At 61.5% G+C, this 16,683-nt stretch carries 13 protein-coding genes; 10 read left to right on the top strand and 3 right to left on the bottom strand.

Annotation, left to right across the window (positions count from 1 at the left end):
• Positions 1–90 precede the first annotated feature (90 nt).
• The gene (gene gshB, locus EKA13_RS21840) at positions 91–1,044 is read right to left on the bottom strand and encodes a glutathione synthase (RefSeq protein WP_065761333.1); all 954 of its coding nucleotides are present in this window, start codon (positions 1,042–1,044) and stop codon (positions 91–93) included.
• A gap of 201 nt (positions 1,045–1,245) precedes the next feature.
• Between gshB and pilG the strand changes: the two genes are divergently transcribed.
• From pilG to trhA, 7 genes are read left to right on the top strand one after another with little or no spacing between them, the layout of a single operon-like run.
• On the top strand, positions 1,246–1,656 hold the full coding sequence (gene pilG, locus EKA13_RS21835) for a twitching motility response regulator PilG (protein ID WP_065761331.1): 411 nt from the start codon (positions 1,246–1,248) through the stop codon (positions 1,654–1,656).
• Positions 1,657–1,701: 45 nt separating this feature from the next.
• Positions 1,702–2,067: a twitching motility response regulator PilH gene (pilH, locus tag EKA13_RS21830; protein WP_065761330.1), complete on the top strand. Its 366-nt coding sequence runs from the start codon at positions 1,702–1,704 to the stop codon at positions 2,065–2,067.
• Positions 2,064–2,618, top strand: coding sequence for a chemotaxis protein CheW (locus tag EKA13_RS21825; RefSeq protein ID WP_065761329.1), 555 nt, complete (start codon positions 2,064–2,066; stop codon positions 2,616–2,618). The genes pilH and EKA13_RS21825 overlap by 4 nt, the downstream gene beginning before the upstream one ends.
• A gap of 15 nt (positions 2,619–2,633) precedes the next feature.
• On the top strand, positions 2,634–4,667 hold the full coding sequence (locus EKA13_RS21820; RefSeq protein WP_065761328.1) for a methyl-accepting chemotaxis protein: 2,034 nt from the start codon (positions 2,634–2,636) through the stop codon (positions 4,665–4,667).
• Positions 4,668–4,687: 20 nt separating this feature from the next.
• Positions 4,688–10,000: an Hpt domain-containing protein gene (locus EKA13_RS21815; protein WP_065761327.1), complete on the top strand. Its 5,313-nt coding sequence runs from the start codon at positions 4,688–4,690 to the stop codon at positions 9,998–10,000.
• Positions 9,993–10,460, top strand: a complete 468-nt coding sequence (locus tag EKA13_RS21810; RefSeq protein ID WP_065761326.1) for a chemotaxis protein CheW — start codon at positions 9,993–9,995, stop codon at positions 10,458–10,460. Before EKA13_RS21815 ends, EKA13_RS21810 begins: the two co-directional genes overlap by 8 nt.
• A gap of 54 nt (positions 10,461–10,514) precedes the next feature.
• Positions 10,515–11,132: a PAQR family membrane homeostasis protein TrhA gene (trhA, locus tag EKA13_RS21805; protein WP_065761334.1), complete on the top strand. Its 618-nt coding sequence runs from the start codon at positions 10,515–10,517 to the stop codon at positions 11,130–11,132.
• Here the strand turns inward: trhA and EKA13_RS21800 are convergent.
• The gene (locus EKA13_RS21800) at positions 11,129–11,848 is read right to left on the bottom strand and encodes a 16S rRNA (uracil(1498)-N(3))-methyltransferase (protein ID WP_065761325.1); all 720 of its coding nucleotides are present in this window, start codon (positions 11,846–11,848) and stop codon (positions 11,129–11,131) included. The two genes, trhA and EKA13_RS21800, sit on opposite strands and share 4 nt — an antisense overlap.
• 79 nt (positions 11,849–11,927) lie before the next feature.
• Positions 11,928–13,334: an adenosylmethionine--8-amino-7-oxononanoate transaminase gene (locus EKA13_RS21795; protein ID WP_065761324.1), complete on the bottom strand. Its 1,407-nt coding sequence runs from the start codon at positions 13,332–13,334 to the stop codon at positions 11,928–11,930.
• A gap of 190 nt (positions 13,335–13,524) precedes the next feature.
• On the opposite strand from EKA13_RS21795, the gene EKA13_RS21790 reads away from it, so the two are divergent.
• The 3 genes from EKA13_RS21790 to EKA13_RS21780 all read left to right on the top strand — a co-directional run.
• Entirely contained in the window at positions 13,525–15,291 is a 1,767-nt protein-coding gene (locus EKA13_RS21790) for a flavin monoamine oxidase family protein (RefSeq protein ID WP_065761323.1), read from the top strand.
• Between the two features lie 246 nt (positions 15,292–15,537).
• Complete coding sequence (locus EKA13_RS21785) at positions 15,538–16,089, top strand: cytochrome b (protein WP_065761322.1); 552 nt, start codon at positions 15,538–15,540, stop codon at positions 16,087–16,089.
• Between the two features lie 34 nt (positions 16,090–16,123).
• Positions 16,124–16,683: YceI family protein (locus EKA13_RS21780; protein WP_065761321.1), on the top strand; the 560-nt coding region annotated here is incomplete at its 3' end.

The following is a 16,683-nucleotide window of genomic DNA, read 5'->3' as shown; positions in this document are numbered from 1 at the left end:
CAGCCGGGGTGAAACCGGCAAAGCGGGCGGCCAGGTCGAAAAAAGGACCGGCATCATAACCCACTCTGCGCAGTTTCCCTGCCTCGACTGTCAGCGTGCCTTGAGCTTGCGATCAATGGCGTCCATCAACTGCACGCCAATCCGGGTACCGAAGGCGTTATCGATTTCGCGGATGCAGGTCGGGCTGGTGACGTTGATTTCGGTCAGGTGTTCGCCAATCACGTCCAGGCCGACAAACAGCAGGCCTTTCTCGCGCAGGGTTGGGCCGACCTGTGCGGCGATCCAGCGGTCGCGCTCGGTCAACTCGCGGGCTTCGCCACGTCCGCCGGCAGCCAGATTGCCGCGTGTTTCACCGCTGGCCGGAATCCGTGCCAGGCAGTAGGGCACTGGCTCGCCGTCGATCATCAGGATGCGCTTGTCGCCATCCTTGATGGCCGGCAGGTAGGCTTGCGCCATGATCTGCTGGGTGCCATGGGCCGTCAGTGTTTCAAGGATCACCGACAGGTTGGGGTCGCCCACGCGGTGGCGGAAAATCGACGCACCGCCCATGCCGTCCAGCGGCTTGAGGATGACGTCACCGTGCTCGGTGGCAAAGTCGCGCAGGATATCCGGGCGGCGGCTGACCACGGTCGCCGGCGTGCAGTGCGGGAACAGGGTGGCGAACAGCTTTTCGTTGCAGTCACGCAGGCTCTGTGGGCGGTTGACCACCAGCACGCCCGCGGCCTCGGCCTGCTCCAGCAGGTAGGTGCTGTAGACGAACTCCATGTCGAAGGGCGGATCCTTGCGCATCAGGATGACGTCCAGGTCGCTCAGGGCGCCGTCGGTTTCCGCTTCCAGGTCGAACCAATGCTCGGGGTCGGCAAACACGCGCAGTGGGCGCATCCGTGCCCGGGCCTGGCCCTCGCGTTGGTAAAGATCCTGCTGCTCCATGTAGAACAGCGACCAGCCGCGTTCCTGGGCGGCCAGCAGCATGGCCAGCGAGCTGTCCTTCTTGTAGGAGATGCGCGCAATGGGGTCCATGACAATCCCGAGGCGAACGCTCATGGGGTATATCCTCTCGGCGGCAGCGGGCCGCAGTGGCTCAAATGAAAAGTGGCGTCAGGGTGGCGCCGGCGACGCTGGCGGTCAAGCGGAAAACGCATCGTGGGCGACCCCGGCGCAGGCCGATGGAATGCACCTTGAGAGTGTGCTAAAAAGGCCTGGCATGTGGCCTGCACGGCCCTTCCAGGCGATGGTAGAGCAATTATGGGACAGCCCGAAGCGGCATTGAAGGTGATGGTCATCGACGACTCGAAGACGATTCGTCGTACCGCGCAGATGTTGCTCGGCGAAGCCGGTTGCACCGTCATTACCGCCACTGACGGTTTTGACGCCCTGGCCAAGATTGTCGACCACCATCCCGATATCATTTTCGTCGATGTGTTGATGCCGCGCCTGGACGGTTACCAGACCTGCGCAGTGATCAAACACAACAGTATGTTCAAGGATACGCCGGTGGTCATGCTGTCATCCCGTGATGGGCTGTTCGACAAGGCCCGCGGCCGGGTTGTCGGCTCTGATCAGTTTTTGACCAAGCCTTTCAGCAAGGAAGAACTGCTGGACGCGATCAAGGCGCATGTGCCGGGTTTCGCCGCAGAAGCACAACACGCACCCTGATGCTGCGCACCTGGCGCGGCATCCTTTCCTTCGATGGGGAATAGCATGGCCCGAGTTCTGATCGTCGATGATTCGCCGACTGAAATGTACAAACTGACCGGAATGCTCGAAAAACACGGGCATCAGGTGCTCAAGGCTGAAAATGGCGCCGACGGTGTGGCGCTGGCGCGCCAGGAAAAACCCGACGCGGTACTGATGGACATCGTCATGCCAGGCATGAACGGCTTCCAGGCGACCCGCCAACTGAGCAAGGACCCTGAGACCAGTGGTATCCCGGTGATTATCGTGACCACCAAGGACCAGGAAACCGACAAGGTCTGGGGCACGCGTCAGGGCGCCCGCGACTACCTGACCAAACCGGTGGATGAGCAGACCCTGATCAAGACCCTCGACGGCGTACTCAAGGGTTGACCACCCGGCCCAAGGGCGAGTCGCTGACGGCATTTGAACTGCTGTTGGACATCGACCGCCGCTGCCGCCTGTTGGCGGCCGACCTGCCGTTACAGGAGACCCGCCTGCAGAGTTGGAGCGGGATCGGCTTTCGTATTGCTGAACAGTGGTTTGTCGCGCCGATGCAGGAAGTTGCCGAAGTGCTGCAGGAGCCTCGCCTCAGCCGTATCCCCGGGGTCAAGCCCTGGGTGCTTGGCGTCGCTAACCTGCGTGGGCGGTTGTTGCCGGTGATGGACCTGTGTGGGTATTTCGGCCTGGCCCAGAGCGGTTTGCGCAAACAGCGCCGCGTACTGGTGCTGGATCACCAGGAAGTGTTTGCCGGGCTGCTGGTCGATGAAGTTGCCGGTCTGCAGCACTTTCCGTTGCGCAGCCTGGACCTCTCCGTGCCGTCGCCGCTGTTGGCCGGGGCAGGGCCCTTTGTCCAGGGCCACTTTCAACGTGAGCGTTGCTGGGGAATCTTCAGTCCATTTGCCCTGTCGCAGGCAACGGGCTTTCTCGATGTGGCGCTGTAAAGGAATGTCGAACCCGTGACCAAGACCTTTCCCTCGGTACAAGGCTCTCGCAGCAGCGCGCAGATTGCCGTGCTGTTTATCGTGCTGATCCTGTCGATCATCCTGTTGTTCGCCAATTTCGCCTACCTCAATACCCAGGCCAATTACGACAAGCAGTACATCGGGCATGCCGGCGAGTTGCGCGTGTTGTCCCAGCGTATTGCCAAGAACGCCACTGAAGCGGCTGCGGGCAAGGCGCGGGCCTTCAAGTTGTTGAGTGATGCACGCAATGACTTTGAGCAGCGTTGGGGCTATTTGAAGAAGGGCGATCACGCCACTGGCCTGCCCTCCGCTCCGCCTGCCGTGCGCAGCGAAATGGAGGCCGTGCTGAGTGACTGGGAAAACCTGCGCAAATACACCGATACGATCCTGGCCAGTGAGCAGACCGTATTGTCGCTGCACCAGGTGGCGGCAACCCTGTCCGAGACGGTTCCGCAGTTGCAGGTCGAATACGAGAAGGTCGTGGAGATCCTCCTCAAGAACGGCGCCCCGGCCAGCCAGGTTGCGGTAGCCCAGCGCCAGGCGCTGTTGGCCGAACGCATTCTCGGCTCGGTCAATACAGTGCTGGCCGGCGATGACACCTCCGTTCAGGCCGCGGATGCCTTTGGGCGCGATGCGACGCGCTTTGGTCAGGTCCTTGAGGGCATGCTGGCGGGCAACCCGTCGATTCAACTGACCCGTGTTCAAGACCCCGATGCCCGTGCTCGCCTGACTGAAATCGCTGAACTGTTCCAGTTCGTCGCGGGCTCCGTGGACGAAATTCTCGAGACGTCCCCCGAGTTGTTCCGGGTGCGTGAAGCGGCCAGCAACATTTTCAACCTGTCGCAGACCTTGCTCGATGAGGCCTCGCGTCTGGCCAATGGCTTCGAGAACCTGGCCGCAGGGCGCACGCTGGACACCGTTGGCGGCTACGCGCTGGGTTTGCTGGCACTGGCCTCGATCATTCTGATCGGCCTGGTGATGGTGCGTGAAACCCATCGCCAACTGCATGAAACGGCAGAAAAAAATGAGCGCAACCAGCAGGCAATCATGCGCCTGTTGGATGAAATCGAAGACCTGGCCGACGGCGACCTGACCGTCACTGCCTCGGTCACCGAGGACTTTACCGGAGCGATTGCCGACTCGATCAATTACTCGATCGACCAGCTTCGCGACCTGGTGGCGACGATCAACCAAAGTGCCGAGGAAGTTGCCAGCGCGGTGCAGGATACTCAGACCACAGCCCGTCAGTTGGCCAAGGCGTCCGAGCACCAGGCTCAGCAGATCAGTGATGCGTCGATGGCCGTCGGTGACATGGCTGAGTCGATCGATCGGGTTTCGACCCACGCCTATGAGTCGGCCAAAGTGGCTGAGCGAGCGGTGGCGATTGCCAACAAGGGCAACGAGGTGGTTCACAACACCATCCACGGCATGGACAACATCCGTGAGCAGATTCAGGACACCGCCAAGCGCATCAAGCGCCTTGGCGAGTCTTCTCAGGAAATCGGCGATATCGTCAGCCTGATCGATGACATTGCCGATCAGACCAACATTCTTGCGCTCAACGCTGCGATTCAGGCGTCCATGGCCGGTGAGGCTGGACGTGGTTTCGCCGTGGTCGCTGATGAAGTGCAGCGCTTGGCTGAGCGTTCGTCTTCGGCGACACGGCAAATCGAGGCGCTGGTGCGAGCGATTCAGGCCGATACCAACGAAGCCGTGATTTCCATGGAGCAGACCACCGCCGAGGTGGTCCGTGGTGCGCGCCTGGCCCAGGATGCCGGGGTGGCCCTGGCAGAAATCGAAGGGGTGTCGCAGACCTTGGCCGAGCTGATTCTGAGCATCTCCGATGCCGCCCAGCTGCAAACGTCTTCGGCTGGGCAGATCTCCCATACCATGGCGGTGATTCAGCAGATCACCTCGCAAACCTCGTCCGGCTCGACCGCGACGGCCGAGAGCATTGGCAATCTGGCCCGTATGGCCAGTGAAATGCGGCGTTCGGTGTCGGGTTTTACCTTACCGCCGGCTCGCTGACCCTGACTACTGGAGGGCTTATGGTTGATCGTCACGCTACTGTTGCCCTGGTCTGGGTCAATGCCGCCATTGCCGAGTGCCTGGGTGCTGCGCGCAAGGCGCTGGAGCATTTTGCCGCTGAACCGGGGGATATCGAGGTACTGGCCGACGTTGTCGAGCCGATACATCAGGTTGTGGGTTGTTTGCAGATGCTCGAATTGCAGGGGGCTGTGCTGCTGGCCGAGGAGGTGGAGCAACTAAGCTTGGCCTTGCAGCAACGGCGCGTGGCTGCCCGTGGTGAAGCGCTGGGCGCCTTGTTCCGGGGGCTGGATCAGTTACCCCTGTACCTGGAGCGTCTGCGTGCTGCCGGGCGTGACCTTCCGTTGGTGCTCCTGCCGCTGCTCAACCCATTGCGTACGGCTCGCGGTGCCGAGCCACTGCTGCAACCCCCGTTGAATGATGTGCCGCCGAGCGAGCCTGACGTTGCCCAGGGGCAAGGCAACCTGGAGTTGTCCCTGAGTGGGCTGCGCGACCGCTTGCAGGTCGGCTCGGACCGTGATGCCTTGCGCTCGGTGGTCGCCGCTGTCTGTGAAGACTTGCGATGGGCCAAGGAGCGCCTGGACCTCTTTGTGCGCGGCGACCGTCAGCAGGTCGATGAGCTGGAGGCGCTGCTGGCGCCCTTGCGACAGACGGCCGATACCCTCGCGGTGCTTGGTTTTGGCCAGCCGCGCCGGGTCATCATCGATCAGGTTTCGGTCTTGCAGGGGCTGGCACGCGGGCAGCGCGCCCCGGACGATGCCGTATTGATGGATGTGGCGGGTGCGTTGCTGTATGTCGAGGCGACGCTGGCCGGCATGGTCGGTTCGATTGATTCGCCTGGGCAGGCCCAGCCGCCGGGTGCCGATCTGGCTGAAGTACGCCAAGTGGTCTTTGATGAATCTCATGGGGTGCTGCAGCAAGCCAAGGAACTGATCGCCGATGCCTTGGAGGGCGGTTGGGAGCGCCAGCGCCTGGAGCCATTGCCAGGGCTCTTCACGCAAGTTCGTGGTGCCCTGGCGATGCTCATGCTGCCGCGTGCGTCGCGCTTGTTGCGCTACTGTGGCGACTATGTCGAAAGCCGCTTGCTCGGCAGTGAGCAACTGCCGGATGCCAGTACCCTGGAGCCTTTCGCCGACGCCATCTGCAACCTTGAATGTTACCTGCAGTACCTGAGCGCTGATCCTCAGGCGCAGGTCGAGCGCTTCCTTGAGCAGGCTGAGCGTAGTTTCACGGTGCTGGGGTATGTGCTCGAGTCACCGCGTGTCGAGATGTCGGCACCGGTCGAGGCAGACGTCGCGACAATCGATGACGAGCTTCGCGAGGTGTTTCTCGAAGAGGCCGAGGATGTTCTTCAGCACTTGAATGAGCAGTGGGTCCAGTGGCGCAGTGATACGCGCCTGCGACCGGTGTTGGTCGAGCTGCGTCGAGGCTTTCATACCCTCAAGGGTAGCGGGCGGATGGTGCATGCAATGGTCGTGGCTGAACTGGCGTGGTCGGCAGAACATCTGCTTAACCGCATGCTCGAAGGCCGTGTGGCGCCGGGGGAGCCGGTACTGGCAAGCCTGGAGCAGGCGTTGGCGCTGTTTCCAGCGTTACTGGCCGAATACGCCGAAGGCCGGCCACTGATGAACGAGACGGTGGAGCAGTTATCACTGCACTTGCATGCCTTGGCCATGAACGATGTACCGCAGACCGACAACGCCGAGGCCATTGACCCGCAGTTGCTGGAGATCTTCCGCAATGAAGCGCAGGCCCATTTGGCCAGCCTTGATGCGTTCCTGCAGAGTGCCGATGAGCAACTGCCGCTGCCGGTCAGTGACGACCTGCAACGGGCCCTGCATACCCTCAAAGGCAGCGCGGCAATGGCGGGGGTGGTGCCGATTGCTGAGCTGGCGGCTGCCCTTGACCTGCTCGTACGTGAGTACAAGGCTCATCAATTGGGTGTTGATCTGGACGAGATCTACCTGCTGCAAACCGCTGATGCCTTGTTGCACCGGGGCCTGGAGCAGCTCGACAGCACACCGTTGGCACCGATCATGGGTGCCGAGCTGCTGATCGAACAGGTAGATCAGGCGGTGAAGACCCGTTTGCGGGCCTTGCTGGAGGCGCCTAGTGCAGGCCTGCGGGTCAAGCGTGACCCACAGTTGATTGCCAGCTTCCTGGCGCAGGGCATGGACATTCTGCTTGATGCCGAGTCGTTGCTGCTGCGTTGGCAGGAACACCCCGAGCAGCGTCAGGAACTGAGCGCCCTGCTCGACGAATTGACCACGCTGGGGCAGAGCGCACACCTGGCGGACCTCTGGCAGGTGGATGAGCTCTGCGAGGCCTTGCTCGATCTCTACGGCGCTGTTGAGGAAAGCAGTGTTGTGGTCAGCCCGCGTTTCTTCGAGGAGGCGCAGCATGCCCATGAGGCGCTGATCGGCATGCTCGACCAGATCGCTGCGGGCCAGGAAGTTCAGGCCAGCCCTGAGCACCTGCACGCCTTGCGTGAACTGTTGGAGGAGGGGCTGGACCCTGCCGCCATGGGCCTGGTTCGTAGCGCCGGCGGGCAGTCGCAGGTGCATGAGTTGGGCGAGGCGACGGCGGCCCTGGCCGAGCAGTTACCCGACGAAACGCTGGTGCAACTGTTCCTCGAAGAGGCCGTGGATATTCTCGAGGGGGCTGATCAAACCCTGGCACGCTGGCGTGTCGAGCCTGAAAACAGCGCCGCGCTGTCATCGCTGCAACGCGATTGGCATACCCTCAACGGTGGCGCCCAGATGGCTGGCGTCAGTGCCGTAGCCGAACTGGCCCAGGCACTGGAAAGCTTCTATGAGGGCCTGGTGGATCGGCGTTTCAATGCATCGCCAGCGCTGTTTGAACTGCTGCTCGACAGTCACGCATTGTTGGCCCGGATGCTCGACCAGTTACAACAGGGCCAGATGCCGTTATCGGCGCTTGACGCGCTCACGGCATTGCGTGAGTTCCGTCAGGAGGACGCCGGGCCTGCGCCGGTTCAGCCGGTGACACAGAAGCCGGCAGAAGAGGGCGACAAGGAGCTGCTGGAGATTTTCCTGGAGGAAGGTTTCGATATCGTCGAAAGCTCTGGGGCAGCCTTGTTGCGCTGGCAGGCTGAGCCACGCAATACGCTGGAAGTGGAGAACCTGTTACGCGATCTGCACACCCTGAAAGGGGGCGCGCGGATGGTCGAGATCGCACCGATTGGCGACCTCGCCCATGAACTGGAGTTTCTGTTTGAGCAGTTGGCCGCCGGTCATCTTCAGCCCAGTGCGGCGCTGTTCAGCCTGCTGCAGAATTGCCATGACCGCCTGGCACACATGCTCGATGCCGTGCGCCTGCAGCAACCGCTGCCTGCCCCCACCGCACTGATCGACTACATCCGTAATTTCACCAGTGCTGCGGTCAGCGAAAGCCAACCACAAAGCGACAGCGTGGTAGCCGAGGCGCCTGCCCCGACGCCTGAACGACCGGCGGCCGACCAGGTGAAAGTGGCTGCTGAGCTGCTCGACGACCTGGGCAACCTCGCCGGTGAGAATTCAATCATTCGCGGGCGTATCGAGCAGCAGGTGAATGATGCGCAAACGGCCCTGGGTGAAATGGAAACCACGCTGGAGCGGATGCGTGACCTGTTGCGTCGGCTCGACAGCGAAACCCAGGGCCGCGCGCTCGGTGCGCAGCCGAGCGAAGGTGAGCCGCTGGGTTATGAAGAGTTCGACCCGCTGGAAATGGACCGTCACTCGCAATTGCAGCAGTTGTCCCGTGCGTTGTTTGAGTCGGCTTCGGACCTGCTCGACCTGAAAGAGACCTTGAGTATCCGCGCCCAAGAGGCGCAGACCCTGTTGCAGCAGCAGGCACGGGTGAATACCGACCTGCAGGAAGGTCTGATGAGCACCCGCATGGTGCCGTTCGAGCGCATGGTACCGCGCCTGCAGCGGGTGGTTCGCCAGGTCGCCAGCGAGTTGGGCAAACAGGTCGAGCTAGTGGTCGGCAATGCCGAAGGCGAGTTGGATCGCAGTGTGCTTGAGCGCATGGTCGCACCGTTGGAACACATGCTGCGCAACGCAGTCGACCATGGCCTGGAGCCCCGGGAGGTGCGCCTTGCCGCGGGCAAGCCGGAGCAAGGGCTGATTGCCTTGAACCTGCTGCATGAAGGTGCCGATATCGTCATCGAGATGTCGGACGACGGTGCCGGTGTGTCGTTGGAGGCCGTGCGCCGCAAGGCCATCAAGCGCGGGCTGCTGGACCCGGCCGCCGAGATCAGTGATCACGAGGTCATGCAGTTCATTTTGCAGCCAGGGTTCTCCACCGCTGAAAAAATCACCCAGATCTCCGGGCGAGGGCTGGGGATGGATGTGGTGCATGAGGAGGTCAAGCAACTGGGCGGGTCGATGATCATCGACTCGATCCCGGGTAAAGGTGCGCGCTTTCTGATTCGCTTGCCGTTTACCGTGTCGGTCAACCGGGCGTTGATGGTGCACAGTAGCGATGAGCAGTATGCGATCCCGCTGAACACCATCGAGGGTATCGTCCGGGTGCCTCCGGCCGAGCTCGAAGCCTGTTACCAGCTGGATCCTCCGCGTTATGAGTACGCCGGGCACCGTTATGAACTGCACTACCTGGGGGGGCTTCTGGAGGATCTGCCGCCACCTCGCTTGCTCGGCCAGACCCTGCCCCTGCCCGTGCTGTTGGTGCATTCTCAAGAACAGCAGTTTGCGGTTCAGGTCGATGCCCTGTCCGCCAGCCGCGAGATCGTGGTCAAGAGCCTGGGGCCGCAGTTCGCTTCGGTTCAAGGGCTGTCCGGGGCGACCATCCTGGGGGATGGGCGAGTGGTGCTGATTCTCGACTTACTCGCCCAGTTGCGCGCGCAGCAGTTGCGCCCCGCCCAACAGCCAAGTGCCGAGCGTGGCTCACTGCATACGTTGGCCGAGCGTACCGTCATGCGCCCACCGCTGGTGTTGGTCGTGGATGACTCGGTGACCGTGCGCAAGGTCACTGGGCGCCTGCTTGAGCGCCACGGCATGAACGTCCTGACCGCCAAGGATGGCGTCGACGCCATGGCGTTGTTGCAGGAGCACCGCCCGGACGTGGTCTTGCTCGACATCGAAATGCCGCGCATGGATGGCTTCGAGGTCGCGACCCGGGTTCGTCAGGACCCGCGGCTCAAGGACCTGCCGATCATCATGATCACGTCGCGTACCGGGCAAAAGCACCGTGACCGGGCGATGGCCATTGGCGTGAATGAATACATGGGCAAGCCGTATCAAGAGTCGGTGCTGCTGCAGAGTATTGCCCAGTGGAGTGCGCACAATGCTTGAACAACCCGTCCGCAACGGGGGGCGTAGCAGCCTGACCGGTCTGCTATTGCCGCTGAGTGATCGCAGCCTGGTGTTGCCGAACGTCGCGGTGGCCGAGCTGATTGGCTATCGTCCTGGCATGCAGGTGTTGGAGGGTTTCGACTGGCACCTGGGGTGGATCGACTGGCGCAATCAGCGCTTGCCTCTGATCAGTTTCGAGGCCGCGTGTGGCGGCTCTACACAGGTGGGCGAGCGGGCACGGATCGTCGTGCTCAACTCGCTGGGCGACAGCCGCCTGCGTTTCATGGCGTTACTGGTGCAGGGCATCCCGCGCTCCTGCAAGCTGGACAGCCAGCTCAACTACGTTGATGTGCCGTTGGCCCCGCTGGAGTTGGCGGCCGTGCAGGTCGGTGAGTTGGTGGCGCGAGTGCCGGATCTGGTCGCCTTGGAGCGTCTACTACTAGAGGCGGGGGTGGTTTGAGGCGAATGCCTGTGTAGCATGAGCCTGCAAGAGGACCTTGGAGGGCAGCGCCACATGTACCATGGTGAACGCTTCAATGCATGGACCCACCTCGTCGGCGCGCTACTGGCCGCTGTCGGCGCGACATGGCTGATAGGGATTGCGGTACTGCAAGGCGACCCCTGGAAAATTGTCAGCCTGACGATCTACGGCTTCACCTTGCTGTTGCTGTACAGCATCTCCACGCTTTATCACAGCGTACGCGGCAAGGCCAAAACGGTCATGCGCAAGCTTGATCATCTGTCGATCTACCTGCTCATTGCGGGCAGTTACACGCCATTCTGCCTGGTCAGTTTGCGTGGCCCCTGGGGCTGGAGCCTGTTTGGCACCGTCTGGGGGCTGGCAGTGATCGGTATGCTGCAGGAAATCAAACCGCGCTCCGAGGCGCGGGTGATGTCGATCGTCATCTACGCGGTGATGGGATGGATCGTGCTGGTCGCGGTCAAGCCGCTACTGGCCAGCCTGGGCACTGCGGGGTTTGCCTGGCTGGCCGGTGGTGGGGCGTTCTACACCATCGGGATCATCTTTTTTGCCTATGACAGCCGCTTTCGCCATTGGCACGGCATTTGGCATCTGTTCGTCATCGCCGGCAGCCTGATGCATTTTGTCGCGGTGTTTTTCTACGTGCTTTAGAAATCACCCCACAGTTGTTGGGCAACGGCCAGTGCTACCACGGGTGCGGTTTCCGTGCGCAGTACCCGTGGGCCCAGGCGTGCGGCGTGGAACCCGGTGCTCTTGGCCTGTTCGACTTCCGCCTCCGAGAGGCCGCCTTCGGGGCCGATCAAGAAGGCCAGGTGCTCGGGTCTGGCGTGGCTGACCATTGGCTCGGCGACCGGATGCAGGACCAGCTTCAGCGTTTCGTCGCGTTGCTTGAGCCAGTCGGCCAGCAGCATAGGGGCATGAATGACCGGCAGGCGTGAGCGACCGCACTGTTCGCAGGCGCTGATCGCTACCTGGCGCCAATGGGCCAGGCGCTTGTCGGCGCGCTCGTCCTTGAGGCGGACTTCACAGCGCTCGCTGACAATCGGGGTGATTTCGTTGGCACCCAACTCGGTGGCCTTCTGGATTGCCCAGTCCATCCGCTCGCCGCGTGACAGGCCTTGGCCCAGATGGACGTGCAGCATCGACTCGGCTTGGCCCGGCAGGGTTTCGCTGAGCACCACGCGCACGTTTTTCTTGCCGACTTCCAGCAACTCGCCGAGGTATTCCTGGCCGCTGCCGTCAAACAGCTGTACAGCGTCGCCAGTGGCCATGCGCAGTACGCGGCCGATGTAATGGGCCTGGGCTTCAGGCAGGTCATGCTCGCCAAGGCTCAGCGGGGCATCAATGAAAAAACGGGACAGTCTCATGTCGGTCTCTGAATCAAAACGGGCGATTGGCGCATTGCTCACCCCCGAAGGCCGGTAGGGCCGGCCCCCAGGGTGTGCGCTAGCCCGGATCGCGGAAGTCAGGGTGGAAGTTACTGGGCACGGCAACGCTCAGGCTGTCACGCGTGGCGAGGTCGATGCCTTCACTGGCGACTTCGGCAAGGAAATCGATTTGTTCCGGGGTGATGACATACGGCGGCAGGAAGTACACCACGCTGCCCAGTGGGCGCAGCAGTGCGCCGCGGCTCAGCGCGTGCTCGAAGACTTTCAGGCCGCGCCGCTCCTGCCACGGGTAAGGCGTCTTGCTGGCCTTGTCCTGAACCATCTCGATGGCCAGGGTCATGCCCGTCTGGCGCACTTCGGCCACATGCGGATGATCGGCCAGGTGTGCCGTGGCGCTGGCCATGCGCTGGGCCAGGGCCTTGTTGTTCTCGATGACGTTGTCTTGCTCGAAGATATCCAGAGTCGCCAGGGCCGCCGCGCAGGCCAGCGGGTTGCCGGTATAGCTGTGCGAATGAAGGAACGCGCGCAGGGTCGGGTAATCGTCGTAGAACGCGTTGTACACCTGGTCGGTGGTCAGGCAGGCGGCCAGCGGCAGATAGCCACCGGTCAGGGCCTTGGACAAGCAGAGGAAATCTGGCCGGATGCCGGCCTGCTCGCACGCGAACATCGTTCCGGTACGGCCGAAGCCTACGGCGATCTCGTCGTGGATCAGGTGAACCCCGTAGCGGTCACAGGCTTCGCGCAACAGCTTGAGGTACACCGGATGGTACATGCGCATGCCACCGGCCCCCTGAATCAAGGGCTCGACAATGACTGCCGCGATGGTCGCATGGTGTTCGGCCAGGGTCTGTTCCATGGCCGCGAACATCGTGCGCGAATGCGCCTCCCAACTGACCCCTTCTGGGCGCAAATAGCAGTCTGGGCTTGGTACTTTGATCGTATCGAGCAACAGCGCCTTGTAGGTTTCGGTGAACAGCGGGACGTCACCGACCGACATGGCCGCGATGGTTTCGCCGTGGTAGCTGTTGCTCAGGGTGACGAAGCGCTTTTTCTCCGGCTGGCCTTGGTTCAGCCAGTAGTGAAAGCTCATTTTCAGTGCGACTTCGATGCAGGAAGACCCATTATCGGCGTAAAAACACCGATTGAGTCCGTCAGGCGTGAGCTTGACCAGGCGCTCTGAAAGTTCGATGACCGGTTGATGACTGAAACCGGCCAGAATCACGTGCTCAAGTTGATCGACCTGATCCTTGATGCGCTGGTTGATGCGTGGGTTGGCATGGCCAAACACATTCACCCACCAGGAACTGACCGCATCCAGGTAGCGTTTGCCTTCAAAATCTTCGAGCCAGACGCCTTCGCCGCGCTTGATCGGGATCAGCGGCAGTTGCTCGTGGTCTTTCATCTGGGTGCAGGGGTGCCACAGGACCTTGAGGTCACGTTGCATCCACTGTTGATTCAGGCCCATCGGCTCTCTCCTGGCGATGCGTATTCGGGTATGCGCGCAAGCCTATGCAAAGCGTTGGAGGAGAACAACCCATAGTGCGTGATCCTGCCCTGGCTCGCTGGCGAGGCCGACCATGCTGGCGTATCCTTCACGCAGCTTTCTTGGGGTGCTCACCCCCACTTTTATCTGCCTTTGATCCGGAGTTCGCCAAATGTCTGCTGGTTGGCTGCGCGCGTGCGCGTTAGTAATGATTGGGCTGTTCAGTACGGGGGCATTGGCGGCCGCCAAGCAGCCGACGGCGATTGTCGTCGGCGGTGGCCTGGCGGGCCTGACCGCTGCCTATGAATTGCAAAGCAAGGGCTGGCAGGTGACCTTGCTGGAAGCCAAACCCAGCATGGGTGGGCGTTCAGGCCTGGCCACCAGCGAGTGGATTGGCAACAGCAAGGCACAGCCGATCCTCAACAAGTACCTGGACACCTTCAAGCTCAGCACCCTGCCGGCGCCTGAGTTCGTTCGTACGCCGGGCTACCTGATCGATGGCGAATACTTCAGCGCCGCTGACCTGGCAACCAAGCAGCCGGCCACCGCCGAGGCCATCAAGCGTTATGAGAAAACCCTCGACGACCTGGCCCGTTCGATCAACGACCCGGAAAACCCGGCGGGCAATAGCACCCTGTTCGCCCTGGATCAGATGAACGTCGCCACCTGGCTGGACAAACTGCAACTGCCGACTACCGCGCGGCAGTTGATCAACCAGCAGATCCGTACCCGCTATGACGAACCATCGCGCCTGTCGCTGTTGTATTTCGCCCAGCAGAATCGAGTCTACCGTGGCGTCAACGACCGTGACCTGCGTGCCGCCCGCCTTCCTGGCGGCAGCCCGGTATTGGCCCAGGCGTTCGTCAAACAGCTGAAAACCATCAAGACCAGTTCGCCTGTCACGGCGATCAGCCAAGACAAAGACGGTGTTACCGTCAAGGTTGGCAGCGTCGGTTACCAGGCGGATTACGTGGTCCTGGCCGTGCCATTGCGGGCGTTGGCCAAGATCCAAATGACGCCGGGCCTGGACAACCTGCACCTGGCGGCGATCAAGGGCACCAACTACGGCTGGCGCGATCAGCTGATGCTGAAGTTCAAGACGCCAGTCTGGGAAAGCCGTGCGCGGATGTCCGGTGAAATCTACAGCAACACCGGCCTTGGCATGCTCTGGATCGAACCTGCGCTGAAGGGCGGTGCCAACGTAGTGATCAACCTGTCGGGTGACAACGCTCGCCTGCTTCAGGCGTTCGGCGACAAACAGATGGTCGATCAGGTGTTGATCCGCCTGCACGCGTTTTATCCACAGGCGCGAGGAGCGTTTACCGGCTATGAGGTGCGTCGTTACAGCACCGACGCGGGTACTGGCGGCTCCTACCTGGCGTTTGGTCCGGGGCAGATCAGCAAGTACTGGCGCCTGTGGGAGCGCCCTATGCAGCGCATCGCCTTCGCGGGTGAGCACACCGATGCGCTGTACCCCGGCACGCTCGAAGGTGCTCTGCGCAGCGGTCAGCGCGCGGCCAACCAGGTACAGGACCTGGCGGCGGGTAAAACCGTCGACCCGCTTAAAGCCGCAGCCGTTGGGGCTGCAGCTGCAACGGCAGGCGCCGTCGCGGCCAAGGAGAGCAAGCCAGGCTTCTTCTCGCGCCTGTTCGGTGGCGCTGACAAACCGGCAGCACCACCTGCGGTGAAGGCTGTGCAGGCTGCTCCAGCGCCGGCTCCAGTGGCTGCACCTGCCCCAGTGGCGCCGCCTGTGGCTCCTGTAGCAAAAGAGGAACCGGCCAAGGTTGCGCCCGCCAAGGCTGCCCCTGCCAAGGCTACGCCGTCGAAGAAGCCGGTAGCCAAGAAGACAGCAGCCAAGCCGGCACCGGTGAAAAAAACCGCTGCCAAGGCTGAGCCCGTGAAGAAAAAGACCACCAACACTCAGGCCAGCGCTCAGTAGCCTGATACCGGTGTAGCGGCCGGCTCGTTCAAGAGCCGGCCTTGCTGGCAATCCCCATGCCGGCCTCGTTCTGATGCCTCTCCACACCCGTTGCCATTAGCGCTAGTGCCTAGCGTTAATCTTTCCTTAATGCCAGCGTTCCACGCTAACAATCGTTTTTCTCGATATTTCAAAGCGAAATTTTCCGCTTTAATTCGATAGATAACTCGTTAGTCTTGGCAACAGTTCTTACAGGGAAATTCGGCAATGCAGTTGCGAAACTCATCTTCTCGCTATGGCTTGGTCAGTGTTCTCATGCACTGGGGCGTGGCATTGGCAGTGTTCGGCCTGTTCGGCCTGGGCCTATGGATGGTCGGCCTTGATTACTACAGCGCCTGGCGTCACACCGCGCCCGATCTGCACAAGAGTATCGGCTTGACTGTGTTGGCGATCATGTTGCTAAGGGTCATTTGGCGCTTTGTCAGCCCACCACCGCCGACGTTGGCCAGTTACAGCACATTTACCCGGGTTTCTGCCAAGGCTGGCCACAGTCTCCTCTATCTGGGCCTGTTCGCTGTTCTGATCAGTGGCTACCTGATCTCCACCGCGGATGGCGTGGGCATTCCGGTATTCGGCCTGTTTGAGGTGCCGGCATTGCTCAGCAATCTGCCTGATCAGGCGGACCTTGCCGGCGAAATCCACTTCTACGTGGCATGGGGCGTGGTGATCTTTGCCGGTTTGCATGCCCTGGCGGCGTTTAAACACCACTTTATAGACCGTGACGCGACCCTTGTCCGCATGCTGGGCCGCAAAGCTTGATGTTCAACCTAACCTGCAAAAAGGATACAGACGCATGTTGAAAAAGACTTTTGCCGCACTGGCGCTTGGTACTGCACTGCTGTCGGCTGGTCAGGCCATGGCTGCTGATTACAAAATCGACAAAGAAGGCCAGCACGCTTTCGTCGACTGGAAAATCAGCCACCTTGGCTACAGTTTCATCCATGGCACCTTCAAGGATTTTGACGGTACCTTCAGCTGGGACAGCGCCAAGCCAGAAGCCAGCAAAATTGCCGTTGACCTGAAAACCGCCAGCCTCGACAGCAACCATGCCGAGCGTGACAAGCACATCCGCAGCAAGGACTTCCTCGACGTCAGCAAATTCCCTGATGCCAAGTTCGTCTCTACCAGCGTCAAGTCGACCGGTGAAAAAACTGCTGATGTCGCGGGTGACCTGACCCTGCACGGCGTGACCAAGCCGGTAGTGTTCAAGGCAACCTTCAACGGCGAAGGCAAAGACCCATGGGGCGGCGAGCGTGCTGGCTTCAATGCCACCACTACGCTGAACCTGAACGATTTCGGCATCAAGGGCCCGGGCCCAGCTTCGCAGACCCTGGACCTGGACATCTCGCTGGA

The sequence above is a fragment of the Pseudomonas defluvii genome (genome assembly GCF_001695625.1).
Lineage (GTDB): Bacteria > Pseudomonadota > Gammaproteobacteria > Pseudomonadales > Pseudomonadaceae > Aquipseudomonas > Aquipseudomonas defluvii.
Note: the sequence above shows the minus strand (reverse complement) of the source record. Positions and strands in the feature narration are given on the sequence as shown.

Excerpts from the sequence above, each read along its gene's own strand:
- pilH (WP_065761330.1), top strand. The coding sequence starts at position 1,702 with ATGGCCCGAGTTCTGATCGTCGATGATTCGCCGACTGAAATGTACAAA.
- EKA13_RS21785 (WP_065761322.1), top strand. The coding sequence starts at position 15,538 with ATGCAGTTGCGAAACTCATCTTCTCGCTATGGCTTGGTCAGTGTTCTC.
- EKA13_RS21815 (WP_065761327.1), top strand. The coding sequence starts at position 4,688 with ATGGTTGATCGTCACGCTACTGTTGCCCTGGTCTGGGTCAATGCCGCC.
- pilG (WP_065761331.1), top strand. The coding sequence starts at position 1,246 with ATGGGACAGCCCGAAGCGGCATTGAAGGTGATGGTCATCGACGACTCG.
- trhA (WP_065761334.1), top strand. The coding sequence starts at position 10,515 with ATGTACCATGGTGAACGCTTCAATGCATGGACCCACCTCGTCGGCGCG.
- EKA13_RS21800 (WP_065761325.1), bottom strand. The coding sequence starts at position 11,848 with ATGAGACTGTCCCGTTTTTTCATTGATGCCCCGCTGAGCCTTGGCGAG.
- EKA13_RS21795 (WP_065761324.1), bottom strand. The coding sequence starts at position 13,334 with ATGGGCCTGAATCAACAGTGGATGCAACGTGACCTCAAGGTCCTGTGG.
- EKA13_RS21810 (WP_065761326.1), top strand. The coding sequence starts at position 9,993 with ATGCTTGAACAACCCGTCCGCAACGGGGGGCGTAGCAGCCTGACCGGT.
- EKA13_RS21790 (WP_065761323.1), top strand. The coding sequence starts at position 13,525 with ATGTCTGCTGGTTGGCTGCGCGCGTGCGCGTTAGTAATGATTGGGCTG.
- gshB (WP_065761333.1), bottom strand. The coding sequence starts at position 1,044 with ATGAGCGTTCGCCTCGGGATTGTCATGGACCCCATTGCGCGCATCTCC.